Origin of the sequence: Chitinophaga sp. 180180018-3 (assembly GCF_037893185.1) — a bacterium.
Taxonomy (GTDB): Bacteria; Bacteroidota; Bacteroidia; order Chitinophagales; family Chitinophagaceae; genus Chitinophaga.
The window spans coordinates 5,990,620-6,006,859 of sequence record NZ_CP140772.1 but is presented as its reverse complement, the minus strand read 5'-3'; the positions used below and the strand labels follow the sequence as shown (position 1 = coordinate 6,006,859).

At 46.5% G+C, this 16,240-nt stretch carries 14 protein-coding genes; 10 read left to right on the top strand and 4 right to left on the bottom strand.

Going from position 1 to position 16,240, the window contains the following annotated elements; all coding sequences use genetic code 11:
- Positions 1–2: 2 nt before the first annotated feature.
- The 7 genes from UNH61_RS23285 to UNH61_RS23255 all read left to right on the top strand — a co-directional run bounded on the left by UNH61_RS23285 (position 3) and on the right by UNH61_RS23255 (position 9,467).
- Complete coding sequence (locus UNH61_RS23285) at positions 3–1,805, top strand: STN and carboxypeptidase regulatory-like domain-containing protein (protein ID WP_326994416.1); 1,803 nt, start codon at positions 3–5, stop codon at positions 1,803–1,805.
- A gap of 64 nt (positions 1,806–1,869) precedes the next feature.
- Positions 1,870–3,003 carry a hypothetical protein gene (locus UNH61_RS23280; RefSeq protein WP_326994415.1) on the top strand — a complete coding sequence of 378 codons (1,134 nt, stop codon included), beginning with the start codon at positions 1,870–1,872 and terminating at the stop codon, positions 3,001–3,003.
- Positions 3,004–3,087: 84 nt separating this feature from the next.
- The gene (locus UNH61_RS23275) at positions 3,088–3,519 is read left to right on the top strand and encodes a hypothetical protein (RefSeq protein WP_326994414.1); all 432 of its coding nucleotides are present in this window, start codon (positions 3,088–3,090) and stop codon (positions 3,517–3,519) included.
- Between the two features lie 90 nt (positions 3,520–3,609).
- Positions 3,610–4,293: a TMEM175 family protein gene (locus UNH61_RS23270; protein WP_326994413.1), complete on the top strand. Its 684-nt coding sequence runs from the start codon at positions 3,610–3,612 to the stop codon at positions 4,291–4,293.
- 79 nt (positions 4,294–4,372) lie between these two features.
- Positions 4,373–6,898 (top strand): phospholipase C, phosphocholine-specific, encoded by a 2,526-nt coding sequence (locus tag UNH61_RS23265; protein ID WP_326994412.1) that lies wholly within the window; start codon positions 4,373–4,375, stop codon positions 6,896–6,898.
- Positions 6,899–7,128: 230 nt separating this feature from the next.
- Complete coding sequence (locus tag UNH61_RS23260) at positions 7,129–7,713, top strand: hypothetical protein (protein WP_326994411.1); 585 nt, start codon at positions 7,129–7,131, stop codon at positions 7,711–7,713.
- Positions 7,714–7,898: 185 nt separating this feature from the next.
- Positions 7,899–9,467, top strand: a complete 1,569-nt coding sequence (locus tag UNH61_RS23255; RefSeq protein WP_326994410.1) for a L,D-transpeptidase family protein — start codon at positions 7,899–7,901, stop codon at positions 9,465–9,467.
- A gap of 1 nt (position 9,468) precedes the next feature.
- On the opposite strand, the gene UNH61_RS23250 is transcribed toward UNH61_RS23255, so the two are convergent.
- Positions 9,469–10,230 (bottom strand): murein L,D-transpeptidase catalytic domain family protein, encoded by a 762-nt coding sequence (locus UNH61_RS23250; RefSeq protein ID WP_326994409.1) that lies wholly within the window; start codon positions 10,228–10,230, stop codon positions 9,469–9,471.
- Positions 10,231–10,379: 149 nt separating this feature from the next.
- Entirely contained in the window at positions 10,380–11,015 is a 636-nt protein-coding gene (locus tag UNH61_RS23245) for a helix-turn-helix domain-containing protein (RefSeq protein WP_326994408.1), read from the bottom strand.
- A 481-nt stretch (positions 11,016–11,496) separates the two neighbouring features.
- Between UNH61_RS23245 and UNH61_RS23240 the strand changes: the two genes are divergently transcribed.
- The 3 genes from UNH61_RS23240 (at position 11,497) to UNH61_RS23230 (ending at position 14,300) form a co-directional block, all read left to right on the top strand.
- The gene (locus UNH61_RS23240) at positions 11,497–12,354 is read left to right on the top strand and encodes a hypothetical protein (RefSeq protein WP_326994407.1); all 858 of its coding nucleotides are present in this window, start codon (positions 11,497–11,499) and stop codon (positions 12,352–12,354) included.
- 154 nt (positions 12,355–12,508) lie between these two features.
- Entirely contained in the window at positions 12,509–13,330 is an 822-nt protein-coding gene (locus UNH61_RS23235) for a hypothetical protein (RefSeq protein WP_326994406.1), read from the top strand.
- A 190-nt stretch (positions 13,331–13,520) separates the two neighbouring features.
- Positions 13,521–14,300 (top strand): DNA-formamidopyrimidine glycosylase family protein, encoded by a 780-nt coding sequence (locus tag UNH61_RS23230; RefSeq protein ID WP_326994405.1) that lies wholly within the window; start codon positions 13,521–13,523, stop codon positions 14,298–14,300.
- Between the two features lie 33 nt (positions 14,301–14,333).
- On the opposite strand, the gene UNH61_RS23225 is transcribed toward UNH61_RS23230, so the two are convergent.
- Entirely contained in the window at positions 14,334–15,146 is an 813-nt protein-coding gene (locus tag UNH61_RS23225) for an SDR family NAD(P)-dependent oxidoreductase (RefSeq protein WP_326994404.1), read from the bottom strand.
- A gap of 13 nt (positions 15,147–15,159) precedes the next feature.
- Positions 15,160–16,053: a phytanoyl-CoA dioxygenase family protein gene (locus UNH61_RS23220; protein ID WP_326994403.1), complete on the bottom strand. Its 894-nt coding sequence runs from the start codon at positions 16,051–16,053 to the stop codon at positions 15,160–15,162.
- Between the last annotated feature and the right edge of the window lie 187 nt (positions 16,054–16,240).

The following is a 16,240-nucleotide window of genomic DNA, read 5'->3' as shown; positions in this document are numbered from 1 at the left end:
GTATGTTACTGCCCAGGCCATTGCTTATTTTTATTTTCGTATGCTCTTTAACGTTACCAGCTACTGCACAAAATCTGTTAAATAAAACAGTTAGCCTGGATGCAAGGCGGCAGCCATTGTCGCAGGTGTTGAACAGCATCAGTAAACAGGGCAATTTTTATTTCTCTTATCTCAGTACGGTAATTCCGCAGGACAGTATTGTGAGCATCTCGGTAAAAAATAAAACGGTAAAACAGGTACTGGATATGTTGTTCACATCTGATTATGTGTATAAAGAATCCGGAAATTACATTATCATCCTGCGGCGATCGAATGTACAGAGTTATTACCAGATCAGCGGGGTCGTCACGGACAAGCATACCGGGCAGCGGTTGGCCAATGCCAGCGTGTATGAACGAACGCAACTCATTTCCACATTAACAAACAGCGATGGCTATTTCAGGCTGCGGTTGAGGGATAAATATCCCGCCGCAGCCATCAGCGTTAGTAAAGACCTGTATGCTGATACATCAGTGATGCTGACTACGGGGAAGGATCAGGAGATTGACATCAGTATTTCTCCCGCCACTTATCAGCTGAAAACGGTGGATATTACAGCAGGGGTGGAAAAGAGATGGTTTGGAAAGATGTTCCTTTCATCGCGGCAAAAGCTCACCAGTATGAACATCGGAGGTTTCTTTGCAGACAAACCATACCAGATATCCCTGACACCAGGTTTGGGATCGCATGGCCGGATGAGCGGACAGGTGGTGAACAAGTTTTCGTACAACGTGGTAGGTGGCTATGCAGGAGGAGTGGATGGTTTGGAAATAGGACATGTCTTCAATATCGTGAAAGGTGATGTTCAGTATGTACAGGTGGCAGGAGTTTTTAACATTGTGGGAGGAAAAACGAGAGGCGTACAGCTGGCGGGTTTTCATAACAATGTGATCGACTCCATGAAAGGAGTGCAGGTGGCGGGTTTCAGCAATATTACCGAAGGCAGCCTGGAAGGAGTACAGGTCACCGGAGCGGTGGGGCAGGTTTATAAAAACCTGGAAGGTGTACAGGTGTCCGGTGCGGTAGATATCGTTCGCGGTAATGTGGATGGCTGGCAGGTAGGAGGTGTGCTGACGTGGACCGGTGGAAATACTGACGGGGCACAGCTGAGCGGGGCGTTGAATGTCAACAAAAACACCCTGCGCGGATTACAGGCAGCCGGTGTTGCTAACGTGAACGGGGGAACGATGAAAGGAGTACAGGTAGCCACTCTCTTTAACTATGCAAAACGGGTAGATGGTATACAGATTGGACTTATTAATGTGGCCGACACCGTGACCGGCTACAGCATCGGCATCATCAATATTGTGCGCAGAGGATATAAAAAAGTGGTGTTGTTCAGTACAGATGTGATGCCATTCAATCTTGCCTGGAAAGCAGGCCGCAAGGAACTGTACAGCATTGTAACGGGAGGAATCAGTCCGGATGCGGATAATAAATCATGGTCGCTCGGCTATGGTATAGGAAAAGAAATCACTTTCAATAAAAGGCTTTCTTTAACAGGGGAATTCACCGTAGAGAATGTTTTCCTGGGCAAATGGGACCGCGATGTACAGGTATTCCGGTTGCAGCCTTCCCTGCAGGTGCAGGTCGCGAAATGGATCCGGGTATTTGCAGGGCCTTCGCTGGCATTTTCTTCCAATAACAGTATAACAGCATTGCCGGGTTACCGTTCGCCCGACCTCGGGGCACACTATCCGTCGTTCTGGCGGAGTGATGATTCCAGGTCCTGGTTGGGCTGGCAGGTGGGTATCAGTCTTTTTTAATTTTCATTCCCATAGGGGTAGTATCTTCTCAACGTGTCGATATACTGTACTTAATCATCAACACATGAGAACACATTTTATTACCCGTCTGGTCTTTGTTTTAGTTTGTTTGTTTATGGCCCGTGTGGCGTCTTTTGCGCAAACAAGCCCGGCGCACATCGGGTTGGTTTACCCGTTGAGCAGTAATGGAAAGAATGCAGCAGCCTATACTAATCATTTCTCTCTTCACGTAATAGCCGGTGTTTCTAAAGCAGAAACCGGTGTAGCCGTTTCCGGTATATCGAATATTATAAAAGAAAATGCGACCGGTGTGCAGGTAGCTTCTTTCTCGAATCATATTGGAAGCACGCAGAAAAGTGCTACCATAGCGGGTTTCATGAATAAGGTGCGGAAACGCGGAGAAGGCGCGCAGATAGCGGGTTTTCTCAATATGGATGAAAGCTTCAGAGGATGCCAGGTGGCAGGCTTTGGCAATATGGTGAGCCAGCATGTAGAAGGCGCTCAGTTGGCAGGGTTCCTGAATATCGCGCGGAGCAATGACAAACTGCAGCTGGCAGGTTTTGGCAACATGGTAGAAAAGAGTGCCGGGGTACAGGTAGCAGGTTTTATGAATAAGGCAACAGACGCAGGTACACAGGTAGGAGGTTTTATCAACATTGCGAAGAAAGTGAAAGGAGCTCAGGTGGCTGGTTTTATCAATATCGCGGACAGCAGCGAATATCCTATCGGGATAATCAATATTATAAAAGGAGGAGAAAAACAGGTTAGTGTGAGCATCGACGAAACGGCTACGATGATTGCGGCTTTCAAGTCGGGAGGACGCGCATTGTACGGTATTATCGGATTTGGCTACAATTTAAAGAACAGCGACTTTTCGCCGCTGTACGCCGCGAAGGCGGGTATAGGCTGGCACCTGCAGCTGCTCCCGCAATTCAGGATCAATGCAGAGGCCACGAGCACCATGTTGACTGATTTTAAAACCGCCGACTATCACCGTCAGACGTTGGGAATTTTTCCCGCCTGGCGTTTTGCTCACCGGATGGAAGTATATGCCGGACCAACCTTTAATTATCTGCAAACGAAAGGTGGGTTAGGCGAAGACCTGAGGAAGAATTATATCTGGACGAGGAACGCGGATCACGACCGCTTCAGAGCTGGTTATATTGGGGGAGAAGCGGGAGTCGCGTTTAGTTTCTAGCTGCTATCCGCTGACAGTTGGTAGCAGGCGGCTTTTTCTGGCATCGTATTTGGTAAAAAAATAATAACAAAAAAGGTTATTTATATGAAAAGATGGATCTACTTACCGCTGTTATTCCTGGTAGCAGGTTTTATTTTACCGGGATGTACCAAGAAATATACGGAAACAGTAATCCCCAGCACCACGATCCTGTATGATATTAATCCTGGAGACTGGGGATACGATGCAACAAACGATCTGTACTTTTATTCCATCGCGACGCCCGAATTGAAGGGAATTTACCAGACGGATGCGGTGGTAGTATCAATAGCCAGATTCCCTGCCAATTCTACTCAGGAACCCAACCCGTTTTCATTTGAACTTTTGCCGCAGGTATATGGAGGACAATCATATTTTATTATTCACAATGACGCGGCAGTAGAAGTGGATATAAAGGGTGTTGATGGGAACAGATCGGCAAAGCCAGCTACCAGAGTCAGGGTGAAAATCGTTATCACTCCTTCTGTACAAAGGTAATTCACACTTTACCATTTCTCAACATATATATCAAAGGGCTTCTGTGCAAACGGAAGCCTTTTTTGTTATGTTTGTAATAAAACCCCCCGTATGAGCAAAAAAATAGAATACAACCAGGTGGCTGGTCAGCGTATACAACGTACAGAGGCATTGAGCGACGGCGTATTTGCCATTGCGATGACGTTGCTGGTACTTGATCTGAAAGTTCCGGTGAGCGACGCGTTGCATTCGGATAAAGAATTATTGCAGGCGCTGGCAGCTATGGGCCCTAAGATCCTGACCTATTTCATTGGTTTTATGACCATGGGGATCTTTTGGGTGGGACAGTCGTCGCAATTGGCTTTTATTGAGAAATCTGAACGGAGATTAACCTGGGTATCGATTTTCTTTCTGGCTTTTGTGTCGTTGGTACCGTTTACAACTGCGTTCCTGAGTGAGCATATAAATTCATGGGTGGCTATTGTATTGTACTGGCTGAACATCCTGGTATTGGGGACATTGTTATATATCCACTGGGTATGTGCTTATGGCAGCGGGTTTGTGACGGTGACGGGAGAAGAGGGTGCGCACCTGAATAAGGCGATATTGCGCCGTATTGTGACCGCGCAGTTGCTATATGCCAGTGGTGCTGTAGCAGGAGTGATATATCCGCTGGCGGGAGTCGGTTTTATTTTCCTGATACAACTGAATTATGCACTTGGCCTGACAATGCTTATCCGCAAATTGTTTGGGGGGAAGCATAATGATAATATAACCTCCACTCCTCACAGTTAGTTATGCATACCTGTTATTTTTTATTATTTTCCCGCTTCATGAATATCCCTTACAGTGTACATGAAAATTTCAAATAATAATGGATAACAGAAGAGATTTTATCAAGAAAGCAGCCCTGCTATCGGGGGCTGCGGGTGTGTTTAGTGCGCTGCCAGCTTCCATTCAGCGGGCAATGGCCATAGATCCCAAGCCTGGCAGTACTTTCCTGGATGCAGAGCATATCGTGATCCTGATGCAGGAGAATCGTTCGTTTGATCACTGTTATGGAACCCTGAGAGGTGTGAGAGGATATAATGATCCCCGGGCCATCCAGCTGCCCAACAGGAACCTGGTATGGCTGCAGAGCAATGAAAAAAATGAAACTTTTGCACCTTTCCGTTTGAATATAAAAGATACCAAAGCCACCTGGATGAGCAGCCTGCCGCATTCGTGGGGTAACCAGGTAGATGCGCGCAATAATGGCCGCTACGACAAATGGTTGCTGGTGAAGAAATCCGGCAACAAAGAATGGGCGCCTATGCCGCTCACACTGGGATATTACAACCGGCAGGATATTCCTTTTTATTATGACCTGGCAGATGCCTTTACAGTATGTGATCAGAACTTTTGTTCTTCCCTGACAGGCACTACACCTAACCGGCTTTACCTGTGGACGGGCACATTGAGAGATGAGCAAAAGGCGGATTCCAAAGCGAATGTTTATAATGAAGATGTGGATTATGGGGCAGAAGCACATTGGACAACCTTTCCCGAGCGCCTGGAAGACAATGGTATTTCCTGGAAAATATATCAGAATGAGATCAGCGCCGCCGGTCTTGAAGGAGAGAAAGACGGCATGCTGGCTAATTTCACGGATAACCCGATCGAGTGGTTTGCTGCATTTAATGTACGTTTTGCCACAGGGCATATCAAGTACCTGCAGCGCAGGCTGAAACAACTCCCTGATGAAATCAGGGAACTGGAAAGCAAAATTACAGCAGCAGGAACAGCCGATACCGAAAAACTGAAAAAGAAACTGGCTCAGCAGAAAGCAGAACTGGAACGGATAACATCAGATGCAGAGAAATTTACAGCGGCCAACTTCGTGAAGCTATCGCAGCGGGAGCAACAACTGCATAACAAAGCATTTACCACTAACATCAGCGACCCAGGTTATCATGAACTGGAAACGCTGACCTATAAAGATGGTGGTACCGAAAGAACCGTACAGGTGCCTAAAGGCGATATCCTTTATCAGTTCCGTAAAGATGTGAATGAAGGAAAGCTCCCCACCGTTTCCTGGCTGGTAGCGCCGGGAGAGTTCTCGGATCACCCCGGGTCGCCGTGGTATGGAGCCTGGTATGTATCCGAGGTATTGGACATCCTGACAAAACAGACGGAAGTATGGAAGAAAACCATTTTCATCCTCTGTTACGATGAAAATGACGGATACTTTGATCACGTACCACCGTTTACAGCACCTCATAAACCGGGCACAGGTAAAGTTTCTGAAGGGATAGATACAGGGCTGGAGTATGTGACCCGCGAAGAGGAACAGAAAAAGAAATACCTCACGCCTGACGATATCCGGGAGAGCCCTATCGGGCTGGGATTCAGGGTACCATTGGTGATTGCATCGCCCTGGAGCCGGGGAGGATATGTTAATTCGCAGGTATTCGATCACACATCGATATTGCAGTTCATGGAGCATTTCCTTCAACATAAAACCGGCAAAGCAATCAAAGAAACGAATATCTCATCCTGGCGCAGAACGGTATCCGGTGATCTGAGTTCTGTTTTCCGGCCATTCAATGGGGAAAAAGTAGCAATGCCTTTCCTGGAGCGTAATGAGGTGATCGAAAATATCTACAATGCACAGTTTAAGAAGCTTCCGGATGAATTCAAACTGCTGACGGCGGAGGAAATAGCAAAGATTAATGCCAACCCTGTACAGGCAGAGTGGATGCCGCGTCAGGAAAAAGGAACGAGACTGTCGAATGCGCTGCCCTATGAACTGTATGTATCCGGTAAGCTGGCGGCAGATAAAAAAACGTTCGAAATCAGTTTCGAAGCGGCCAACAGCGTCTTTGGGAAAAAGGCATTGGGGGCGCCGTTCAACGTATATGCGCCGGGGAAATACCTGCAGCAGGATACCAATACGATGGAACCGGTGCGCACCTGGTCGTACGCGGTGAAGGCGAACGACCAGCTGAAAGATACCTGGCCTTTGTCATCTTTCGAAAACGAACACTATCACCTCCGGGTATACGGACCTAATGGTTTTTACCGGGAGTTTGCGGGAGATACCAATGATCCACAGGTCGAAGTACAGTGCACCTATCAGCGCAATACCGGCAGGAAATTAACCGGTAATATAGCGCTGAAACTGATTAACCGGGGAGCTGGTGCTGCTGCCTTCACCATCACTGACAAAGCCTATGGGAAAGGCGCTATACAAAAGACCGTAGCACCCGGAACAACGGCTACCCTGGTGATAGACTTGTCGAAGAGCCACCATTGGTACGACTTCTCCCTAAAAATAAATGGTAGTAAACAATTTGAACAACGTTATGCCGGCAGGGTAGAAACCGGGATGGATGGAGTGAGTGATCCGGCGATGGCGTAGGGGAAGAATTAAGAATAGAGAATAGGGAATTAAGAAACAGCGCGAAGAACTTAGCGAATAGTGATAAATCGCTAAGTTCTTCGCGCTGTTTCTTAATTCCCTATTCTCCATTCTTAATTCCAAAAGTTGAACCTTTCCCCCAAAGATTTTGTATATTGATATAGTGCTCCAGACAACCTTGAACTAATACCTCAAATCTTTAAATATTAAATCATCCAAAATCCTTATTTATGAAAGTCATCTCCCGTCACCTCTCGAGTTTTCTCGTATTAGCATTTATTGTATTTACTATTGCCTGCTCCAAGAATGGAGCCCAGGGCCCTGCTGGTCCTACTGGTCCGGCCGGGGCTGCAGGCGCCGCTGGTCCCGCTGGTCCGGCCGGTCCCAAAGGCGATACAGGCGCCGCCAATGTTATCTACTCTGCCTGGCTGGATGTGAAGTATGATACTACGAGGGATACAGCTAACCGTCCTATCGGTTTTGAGGCGGTTATCAGTGCGCCCAAGTTGACGAGTACAATACTCAGCAATGGTATTGTAAACGTATATTTCAACCTGAATACTGCAGCGCAACCAGCAATTACGCCATTGCCCTATGTAGATGCGCAGGTGTTTATTAACTTTGTATCGGCAGCCGGTAAGATTTATCTGGCTTCTAACCTGGACGCCAGTACGGGAACCACTTCAGCGGGAGCCAAAATCTGGCAGTACCGTTATGTGCTGGTTCCGGGTGGAGTAGCAGCCCGCGGCAGCAGTAGCAGTGTTAACTGGAAAGACTACCAGTCGGTCAGGAAATACCTGGGACTGAACGATTAGCGGGTCGGAACCCCAAAGAAAGATATCCGGAAAGAGCCTGTCGACATATTACGCAGTACTGTCGCAGGTTCTTTTCTATTGTTGATCAATATGCACAATTTGTTACGCCAGCGCAACAAAAAACCGGAGCTGCCGGATTGCAGAAGTCGCTATAATATCCGGCTTTTGCTTTGCAGCTATAGGACATGAAACAACAGCTTTATACCGTATTACTGATCAGCCTTATTCTCAGTGCTTGTCATTCGCCCACGCCTATTCCCGGCAGTACCTACCGGAGAGAAATCAGTCCACGTAACAAGGGGATTACCAAAGATATCGCCTACAATGATTTGTTCCTCGACAGTATGGCTATGGAGAAATTCATTACTGCGCAGCAGATAGATGATACCATTGCCGACCGGTTACGGAGTTTTTACAATGTCCGGAACTATGAGTTTGCCTGGCTTGGCAGCAACGGGCCGGCAGAGCAGGCATCGGCGTTCAGGAGTTTGTATAACTACGGCAGGGATACGATTACGGTAAGGGGAGTGGATATACGTTTGGATGCGATGATGAACAACGACAGTCTGCGTATTTCTGCGAAAAATCCGGAGATGATTCGTATGGAGTTGTTGCTTACCTGCCGGTTGATCAATTTTTTTAAAGAAACCGGCCGGAGTATCTGGCAGCTGGAGCATATAGTACCTACGCATCGTTATCCGGTGATGGTACTGACAGATTCCCTGCTGGCTGCCAGTAATCAGCTGTACCCGGCAGTAGCCGCGATGAAGGAACCACTGAAGAAGTACAGGGAATATGTGCAACAGGGAGGATGGGAATCAGTACCTCCGTTGAAGAGGGTGTTGAAGAAAGGGCAGTCATCTTCCGCAATACCGGCTATTAAAGAAAGACTGAGGATAACGAATGAGTATAACGACAGTGATAGCAGCGAATTATTCACTGATGAGCTGGAAACAGCGGTTAATCTTGTACGTAACAATAACGGGTATACGCAGAATGGCACGTTGAACGATAGTATTGTTAACGTATTGAATGTACCGGCAGATGAGCGCCTGAAGAAGCTGTTGCTGAACACCGAGCGCATGAAATGGATGCCGGCAGCCACATCAGGCAGGCTGATTACCGTGAATATTCCTGCTTTTATGTTGCATGCCAACGACAATAACAAGCGGGTTTTCGACATGCGGGTGGTGGTTGGAAAGGAAGGGCATAGCACCACTATGTTTTCAGGGATGTTGAATCAGGTGGTTTTTAGTCCGCATTGGAATATACCCCGTAGTATCATTAAAAGGGAAATATTGCCGGCTATGAGCCGCAACAAGAACTATCTGTCGTCGAAGAATATGGAGATCCGCGGAGAGCGGAATGGAATGCCAGTGATCCGGCAGCGTCCGGGCCCGCGTAATGCCCTAGGCCGGGTGAAGTTTCTTTTCCCCAACAGCTACAATATCTACTTTCATGATACGCCGGAGAAACGCCTGTTTGACCGTGATAACCGTGCTTACAGCCATGGTTGCATCCGGCTGAAGGATCCGTTAGAGATGGCCACCTTTGTACTGGACGGAATGCCCCGCTGGACAACTGAACGGATCGACACTGCCATGAACAGTGGCAAAGAAAAGTTTGTGACGGTGAAGTATCCGGTACCGGTGATTATTACTTACTTCACGGCGTGGGCGGACCAGGGGAATATCCATTTCGCCAACGACGTGTACGGCCATGATACTGCCTTTATGAAAAAGCTGTTCAGATAGATCAGGAATCAGGTCCATCTTTTGTGAGGATCCTGGTATGCAGGGAATAATATTTATCCGGACTGTATAAGAACAGGCAGGAGCCATTCCGGATGCATTCGATCACTTTGCGATGCATTTTTTCCGGGATGGCGGGGCAACCCAGGCTGCGGCCAATATAGCCCTGTGCTTTACCCAGATTTTCGTTTACGTATTCCGCACTGTGCATCACGATACCCCTGCTGAGGGCATTGTCGTTGATACCCGCTTCTTCCCCTTCCAGTCGCAGTGAGTAACCATGTTCCCCGTTGTAAGTGTCGCCGGTAACATAGAAACCGAGGCTGCTCTTGAAGCTATTCATCTTGTTGGAAAAAGTATTGGGAATATCTCTGCCTGAATTACGGCCATGAGATACCAGTGTATTGAATAGCAACAACCTGTTTTTCAGGTCTATTACAAAAAGACGTTTTTTATTACTGGGCAATGAGTAATCGATAATAGACAATACATCGGGATTTTTAATTCTGCCTTTACTCTGCAGGAATTCATATCCCGTCATGGCATCATCGAAAGCCTCTCTGCTAAGGCCGGAGGTATCGAGCCGCAATATTTCGTATAAGGTTGGCTCCTCAACGGAGTCTGATGGAAGCGCTCCGGCAACCTGTGGTACTATAGCTGATTTACTTTTATCTGCAACGGTCAGAGACGATATCGAAAAGGCAAAAAGGCCAATTGTGGTGCCAAATATCAACGGTCTGATCACTTGCTTCAGGAACTTATTCACGCCGCATTTTTTATATTAAAGTCAGGGAAAAGGCATAGTCCACGAAGATATTGAATCACAGGCGGAAAAAGACCTGAATTAACCTGTATGAGCCCGCTTGTAAAATCGTTTTAACAACATTTTCACATATAAGAAATAGCTGTCAGCTGTTAACGGGAAGGAAAAAAACTTGCGGGCATGCTTTCCACAATACAATGAAAATCATCGCTCACAAATTGTCCGGGAGTTATTCCCAGGAAATATCTGAAATCGCCTATCAGGTGCCGCTGATCACAGTAACCAAATTCATAGGCTAATGAGGCCCAGCTCTGCCCGGGCAGGAGCACTTTCTGATACACCATATTGGTAAAACGTACCATCCGGCTATATCGCTTAGGTGTGGTGCCTATTTCTTCCAGAAACAGGTTTTGTAGTTGTCGCTGACTGATATATACGTCTTTCTTTAAGCTGGAAATCCTTTGAGGTACTTTGGAACTGTTGATCAGGTGCAGCATCTGTGTGGAAGAGCCGGATAACTGCACATGCCCTTCTGTATTCCGTAATAATTTTAACAGGTGAGGTTCTATGACAGCCACACAATCGTCGATGTTATGGCAGTCGGCCAGTTGCCGGCTGATGGCCGTAAATGATACCGGGGAGCACATTAAGCCGGTATCAATCACCCTGTCGGTAAACTTATAAGCCGGTATAGCAAACAGGCTATGTAAACCATTGGGTGTCAGTTTTACATTAAATACAACTACCTGTCCGCGTAAGCAAAGATAGCTACTGCATGATGTGCGCATACCCCTGATAACGGAGCGACAAAAAGGTTGTTCGTGTCCGGTGTTGAGGTCCGCAGTTCCACAATATCCGCTCAAGAAAAAATCAATGGTGCTTAAACACCACAGGGGCATAACCATGGTCTGGGTTTGTCCGTCGGGAATGCTTATGCTACGCAATGAGTATTCCAATATGTAGGGCCTGAGAAGCGGGTGGGACGGTTTTATAATAACGGACCACATAGGAAGAAGATTGGGAGTTGTGCATGGTATTACCCTTGCAAGGTAGAACAATCCGGCTTTAAAATTTCGCTTTTTTACAATACAAAGCATAAGGGAAGCGCTAGCTTTGAATCGTATTTCAGATCTGAAAATGTGATGACATAGTGAGATAACCTAATTGCCTGAAAATTCAATAGTTAATAGTTCGCAGAAAACAACCCTGAATTTTTGCCCCCCAGAAAAGTAGTTGCAAAGGAAAAATCACTCCCGAAAATATTTGTTTATGAAAAATTCCGTTGTATTATACCTTAGTACTGTTTTTTTTGTTGCCTTCTTCGCTGCATGTAGCCGGGGCGGTGGAGCAGTACCGGTTCCTCCTCCTCCGCCTCCGGGGAATAGCTCTTTTGTACCTGCGTTCCTGGCTAATACGCAATGGGTAGGGACCTACCATCAAACCAACCCGGGTACGCAATACGACCATCCCTGCTGTCTTCAGTTCAGAACAGATGATACGGTAATGCTTTATAGCAATTTTATTTTTCTGAATAAAGATCGGAATGGATTCTTGTACCGCGATAGCCTGACCGGAAAGATAGAAAAGATGGACACCTATGATCCGGGATCCAGCAATTTTAAGATACAGATCCGGTATGCAGAAACCGGAGATATTCAAAATATAAATGTCTACCAACAAAAAACACTGCAAAGTGCTACTACCGATGTTAACCAAACTAATGCCCTGTTATACGCCAATATGGAATTGTTTCCTGCCCGGGAATTCCCCGTTTCAGGTACGACATGGAAGGCCAAACAAGGGTATGTTGTCGCCGATCTGAGCACGATCGAATTCAGGAGCACTACGCAAAAAGGAACTGCTGCTAACGTTACTGTTTATGGAAGGAACGGAAAGTACGCACATTACCTTAACGCAGATGAAATTGTGGAAGTACTTTATGTACAAAAAGGTGCACGGGTTTATATGAGTGGTTATAATGAAGAATCGAATAGAATTGTTGGTTACATTGGAATACTCCTTCCTTCCGGGAATGAAATGCTGGCTTCTTCCAGTTCTGATTATGCCAGGTATCCTACGTCAGGTCCGGCAGGAGCAGGTTCGTGCCCCCGTATTGTAAAGCAATAGCGCCGGTTGAGATAATCCTTTTGGTAAAAAAAACGGGTAGCATTATTATCCACCCCATGAGAGTTGCCATCTGTAGCACTTCCGCTTTTTTATAAATCACTACATAAACTATTAACATCACCGGATTATGAAAGAAAAATTTATATCATCAAGCATGATACAGCGTATAGGAATGTTATGTGTACTTGCCATTTTAGTCTTTGCCTGCCGTAAAAGCAGTAATGATGGACCCAATAATAATCGCCCACCCGATCAAAATTGCAGCATTGTAACGCTGTCTGCCAGTTCCGGGAGTAATACAGAGGTCTATACGATGGCCTACAACAGTGAAGGTAAAGTAAGTACAATTAATGTGACTGATTTCTACAAGCGTAGAATGCAATTCAATTATGTATCTGGTAAATTTACCCTGGATACTTATTACGATCACTGGGATGGCAGAATCGTTAGTCATCAGGAAACCACACTCAATAGTCAGGCTTTACCAGATCGTATTGTTGTCACCTATTACGATGTAGATCCTACTAAGCCCGCTCCTCCGGCCGGCACGCTGCCGGCGATTTACAATATTTATGATAATACTTATGTGTATAATGCAAATGGAGAACTTCAGAGCAGTAAAGAAGAAATCACTTATCCTAAGAAACCTGCTTTAAATAAAGTAAATACCAATACCTACACCTGGGCAAATGGTAATATGGTAAAGACGGTGCTTTCAACCGGTCAGTCGCTCACGTTCGAATATTACATGGATAAGACCGTGCAAAAAGGAGATCATTTACAGATATCGATGTTTTTAGACAAGGGGATAAGTCCTTATAAGAATAAAAATCTGTTGAAATCAACAACAGACGGAACAGCTATACTGAACATCGATTATACGTATGATGAGCAGGGGAAGGTATCAAGCCTCACCATTTCGGGATCGGGTGCATTGGGAAATGCGAAACGAACTTACCTGTACTCCTGCAATTAGCGGAGCTAATTAAGCTGGTTAATTTTCGTTAACAGGTGGACAATATTGATACAACCTGGCAGACTCCGTTAGCGTATCTTTAAATTATAGTTTCGTAAAAGAAAAACTGCCATAAAAGGTAGGGCCGGTTCTTGCTGCCGGCCTTTTTTATTTCGCCCAATATTATTGCGTATATTCAAAGAAAATAGTCATGCCTGAGTTACCTGATCTGCAAGCTTTCCGGCATAATCTTGAGAAAGCCCTGTTACACAAAAAGCTTGTTTCCATTACCGTAAAGAATGCCAAAAAACTGACGGTTACACCTGAAGCATTGAAGACTGCGTTCGACGGACAAACGTTGACGCATATACGCAGAGTTGGAAAAGAATTACATTTTGAATTTGGCAATGGTCATGTGTTGGGGATGCACCTGATGCTGCATGGTAAATTGTATTTTTTTGATAAGAAGAATACAGAGAAATATACCATCGTGGAGTTGCTTTTTGAAGGGGGCAAAGGGCTTGCGCTGACCGACTTTCAGGGGGCTGCCCATGTATTCCCGGATCCGGAGCCTAAAACAGCACCGGATGCTATGTCGGAGGAATTCAATGCAACTTATCTCAAAGATCAGCTGCATAAGAAGAAAATAACCATCAAGAAATACCTGCTCGATCAGCACAATGTATTGGGGATAGGCAATGCTTATGCCGATGATATATTGTGGGCTTCGGGGATATCTCCGTTTTCTGTGTGTAATAAAATCCCTGCGGAGAAAGTTGGCGAACTGTTGAAAACTATTAAAACCATCCTCGCAGGGGCGGAGAAAAAAATATTACAGCATGATCCGGATATCATCAATGGCGAAGTAAGGAGTTTCATGCTGATACATAACGCTAAGTTGAAGCAAAGTCCGGGTGGCGCTGAAATAAAGACCGATACCGGAGGTGGCCGGAAAACCTATTATACGGATGAGCAAACATTGTATGCTTAGCTGTGGCGCTGTGATGCAACGCCACAGCAGCATTCAGGCGGGGAGTACTACACTGTCTGCTTTCTCTTTCTGAGGTTCATAGATACCTGCTGCAATTTTTTCCACGAATGCTTTCGGAAAAAATTTAGGCAACCATGCATTCAGCTTGTTGGTGAAGCCCGGAACAATTTCTGCCTTGCCTTTGAAAAGTCCTGCTATGGCAATTTTAGCTACACTTTCAGCAGTCATGTTAAACCGTTGTGCAATGCTTCTGGTATGCTCATTCATGCGGGCCCTGTTAACAAAATCGGTATCCGTACTGCCCGGACTGAGTGCACTGACGGATATACCGGAATTTCTCAACTCGTAACGGAGCCCGCGTGTAAAAGAAAGCGCAAAAGCTTTCGTAGCCGCGTATATGTTAAGATATGGTACTGTCTGATAGGCGGTAGTGCTGGCGAGATTGAGCAGATACGCTTTAGGGAATCTGCGCAATACGGGGATGTAGGCGTATGACAGGCCCACCTGGGCTTTGATATTCACATCGATGATATTGAATTGTTCGGTGATGGTCAGTTCTTCGAAGGCGCCGTTGATACCGTAGCCGGCGTTGCTCACGACTACCGTCAGCTCGTTGTGATAAGGGCTGCTCCAGGTGGTTACGTGTTGTATTGCATCAGGAGCTGAGAGATCCTGATGCAACGTATGTGCGTTTACGTGATACTGTGCGGAAAGCGCGGCGGCGGTGCCGGCGAGGGCAACGTCGTCGATATCGACCAGCAGCAGATGATAGTTGCGGGCTGCGAGTTCGGCGGCGATGGCTTTTCCGATTCCTTTAGCGGCGCCGGTTATTAATGCGTAAGACATAACTGTTATTTTTTTAGATAGATGTAGTATTGGCTTCGGCTAGTTTGCCGCCGGGAGCTTTGGCAGGAGCCCACTGTGGCTGACCGCCGTATAGATATTGCTTCAGCTGCGCGAGTTTGTGATAGAACGGTGTGGGGCTGTTAGCAGTTTTCGGCTGATAGGCCCCGGTGATCACCGGAATGTACATTACCCGGCGCCGGCTTTTTTCGCCGGTATGTGGCGACTGCTGCACACGGTGCCAGAGGCGGCCGTCGTGTACTGTGAGATCGCCGGCAGCGATATCGAAACCAACTTCCCGTTTGTCCGGATGGTTGTCAATGAAATATTTTTTCCGGAACAGCAGTTGCAACAGGCCTTGCCTGTGGGTGCCCGGCAGTACTCTTAACCCGCCGTTGTCGTAAGGGCAATCGTCGAGATGAATGCCTACATTGAGCATGGGAAGTATGCGGGAGCCCAGGAACAGATCGCGGGGGCTATCAGTATGCCATCCTAGCTGCCTGAACTGGCTCTCCGCAGTATTTACGTAGTGATTTATCACGAGGCCGTCTTTTTCATTTTCTCCGATCCTGCCTTCGTAAGGGCCGAGGAGACTGGTCAGCGCCTGCAGCCGTTCGTCTTTCAACAGATCACGCAATACGTTGCTGTAGTGGGATGCAAATGCGATACGTTGTATGAGCGGGCTGCCATCAGAGTCGGCGCCGAATTTGAGCGGAATGCCATTTATTTTCTGCACGTTGTTGCGAAGCAGTACGTTCTGCACCTGGCGGATTTCCTGGTGGATGGTGGCCAGGGCGTGACTGTTGAAAAATCCTTTGAACTGGATGATGCCATGCTGGCTGAAATAATTAAGGTGTGCAGTAGTGATCCCCTCATTGAGGTGGAAAACGGGTTGGTTATTCGTTTTCATGACGATGAATGGTTTGGTGAACAGTGATAAATCAGTTGCTTAAATAAATATGCTGTTGCGGCGTTGGTGGAGATGCCGCAAGAAGGGAGGAGTTAACAACAACAACAGGCCGCATGATTAGTGCGGAGTATGAAAAACAAATGCTTCCCTGCGGGATGATAGCGAGTGTTCATAACAGATAAATTTA

Coding starts and splice junctions, on each gene's coding strand:
- UNH61_RS23255 (WP_326994410.1), top strand. CDS start 7,899: ATGAAACAACAGCTTTATACCGTATTACTGATCAGCCTTATTCTCAGT.
- UNH61_RS23280 (WP_326994415.1), top strand. CDS start 1,870: ATGAGAACACATTTTATTACCCGTCTGGTCTTTGTTTTAGTTTGTTTG.
- UNH61_RS23235 (WP_326994406.1), top strand. CDS start 12,509: ATGATACAGCGTATAGGAATGTTATGTGTACTTGCCATTTTAGTCTTT.
- UNH61_RS23265 (WP_326994412.1), top strand. CDS start 4,373: ATGGATAACAGAAGAGATTTTATCAAGAAAGCAGCCCTGCTATCGGGG.
- UNH61_RS23275 (WP_326994414.1), top strand. CDS start 3,088: ATGAAAAGATGGATCTACTTACCGCTGTTATTCCTGGTAGCAGGTTTT.
- UNH61_RS23240 (WP_326994407.1), top strand. CDS start 11,497: ATGAAAAATTCCGTTGTATTATACCTTAGTACTGTTTTTTTTGTTGCC.
- UNH61_RS23260 (WP_326994411.1), top strand. CDS start 7,129: ATGAAAGTCATCTCCCGTCACCTCTCGAGTTTTCTCGTATTAGCATTT.
- UNH61_RS23220 (WP_326994403.1), bottom strand. CDS start 16,053: ATGAAAACGAATAACCAACCCGTTTTCCACCTCAATGAGGGGATCACT.
- UNH61_RS23225 (WP_326994404.1), bottom strand. CDS start 15,146: ATGTCTTACGCATTAATAACCGGCGCCGCTAAAGGAATCGGAAAAGCC.
- UNH61_RS23245 (WP_326994408.1), bottom strand. CDS start 11,015: ATGCGCACATCATGCAGTAGCTATCTTTGCTTACGCGGACAGGTAGTT.
- UNH61_RS23270 (WP_326994413.1), top strand. CDS start 3,610: ATGAGCAAAAAAATAGAATACAACCAGGTGGCTGGTCAGCGTATACAA.
- UNH61_RS23230 (WP_326994405.1), top strand. CDS start 13,521: ATGCCTGAGTTACCTGATCTGCAAGCTTTCCGGCATAATCTTGAGAAA.
- UNH61_RS23285 (WP_326994416.1), top strand. CDS start 3: ATGTTACTGCCCAGGCCATTGCTTATTTTTATTTTCGTATGCTCTTTA.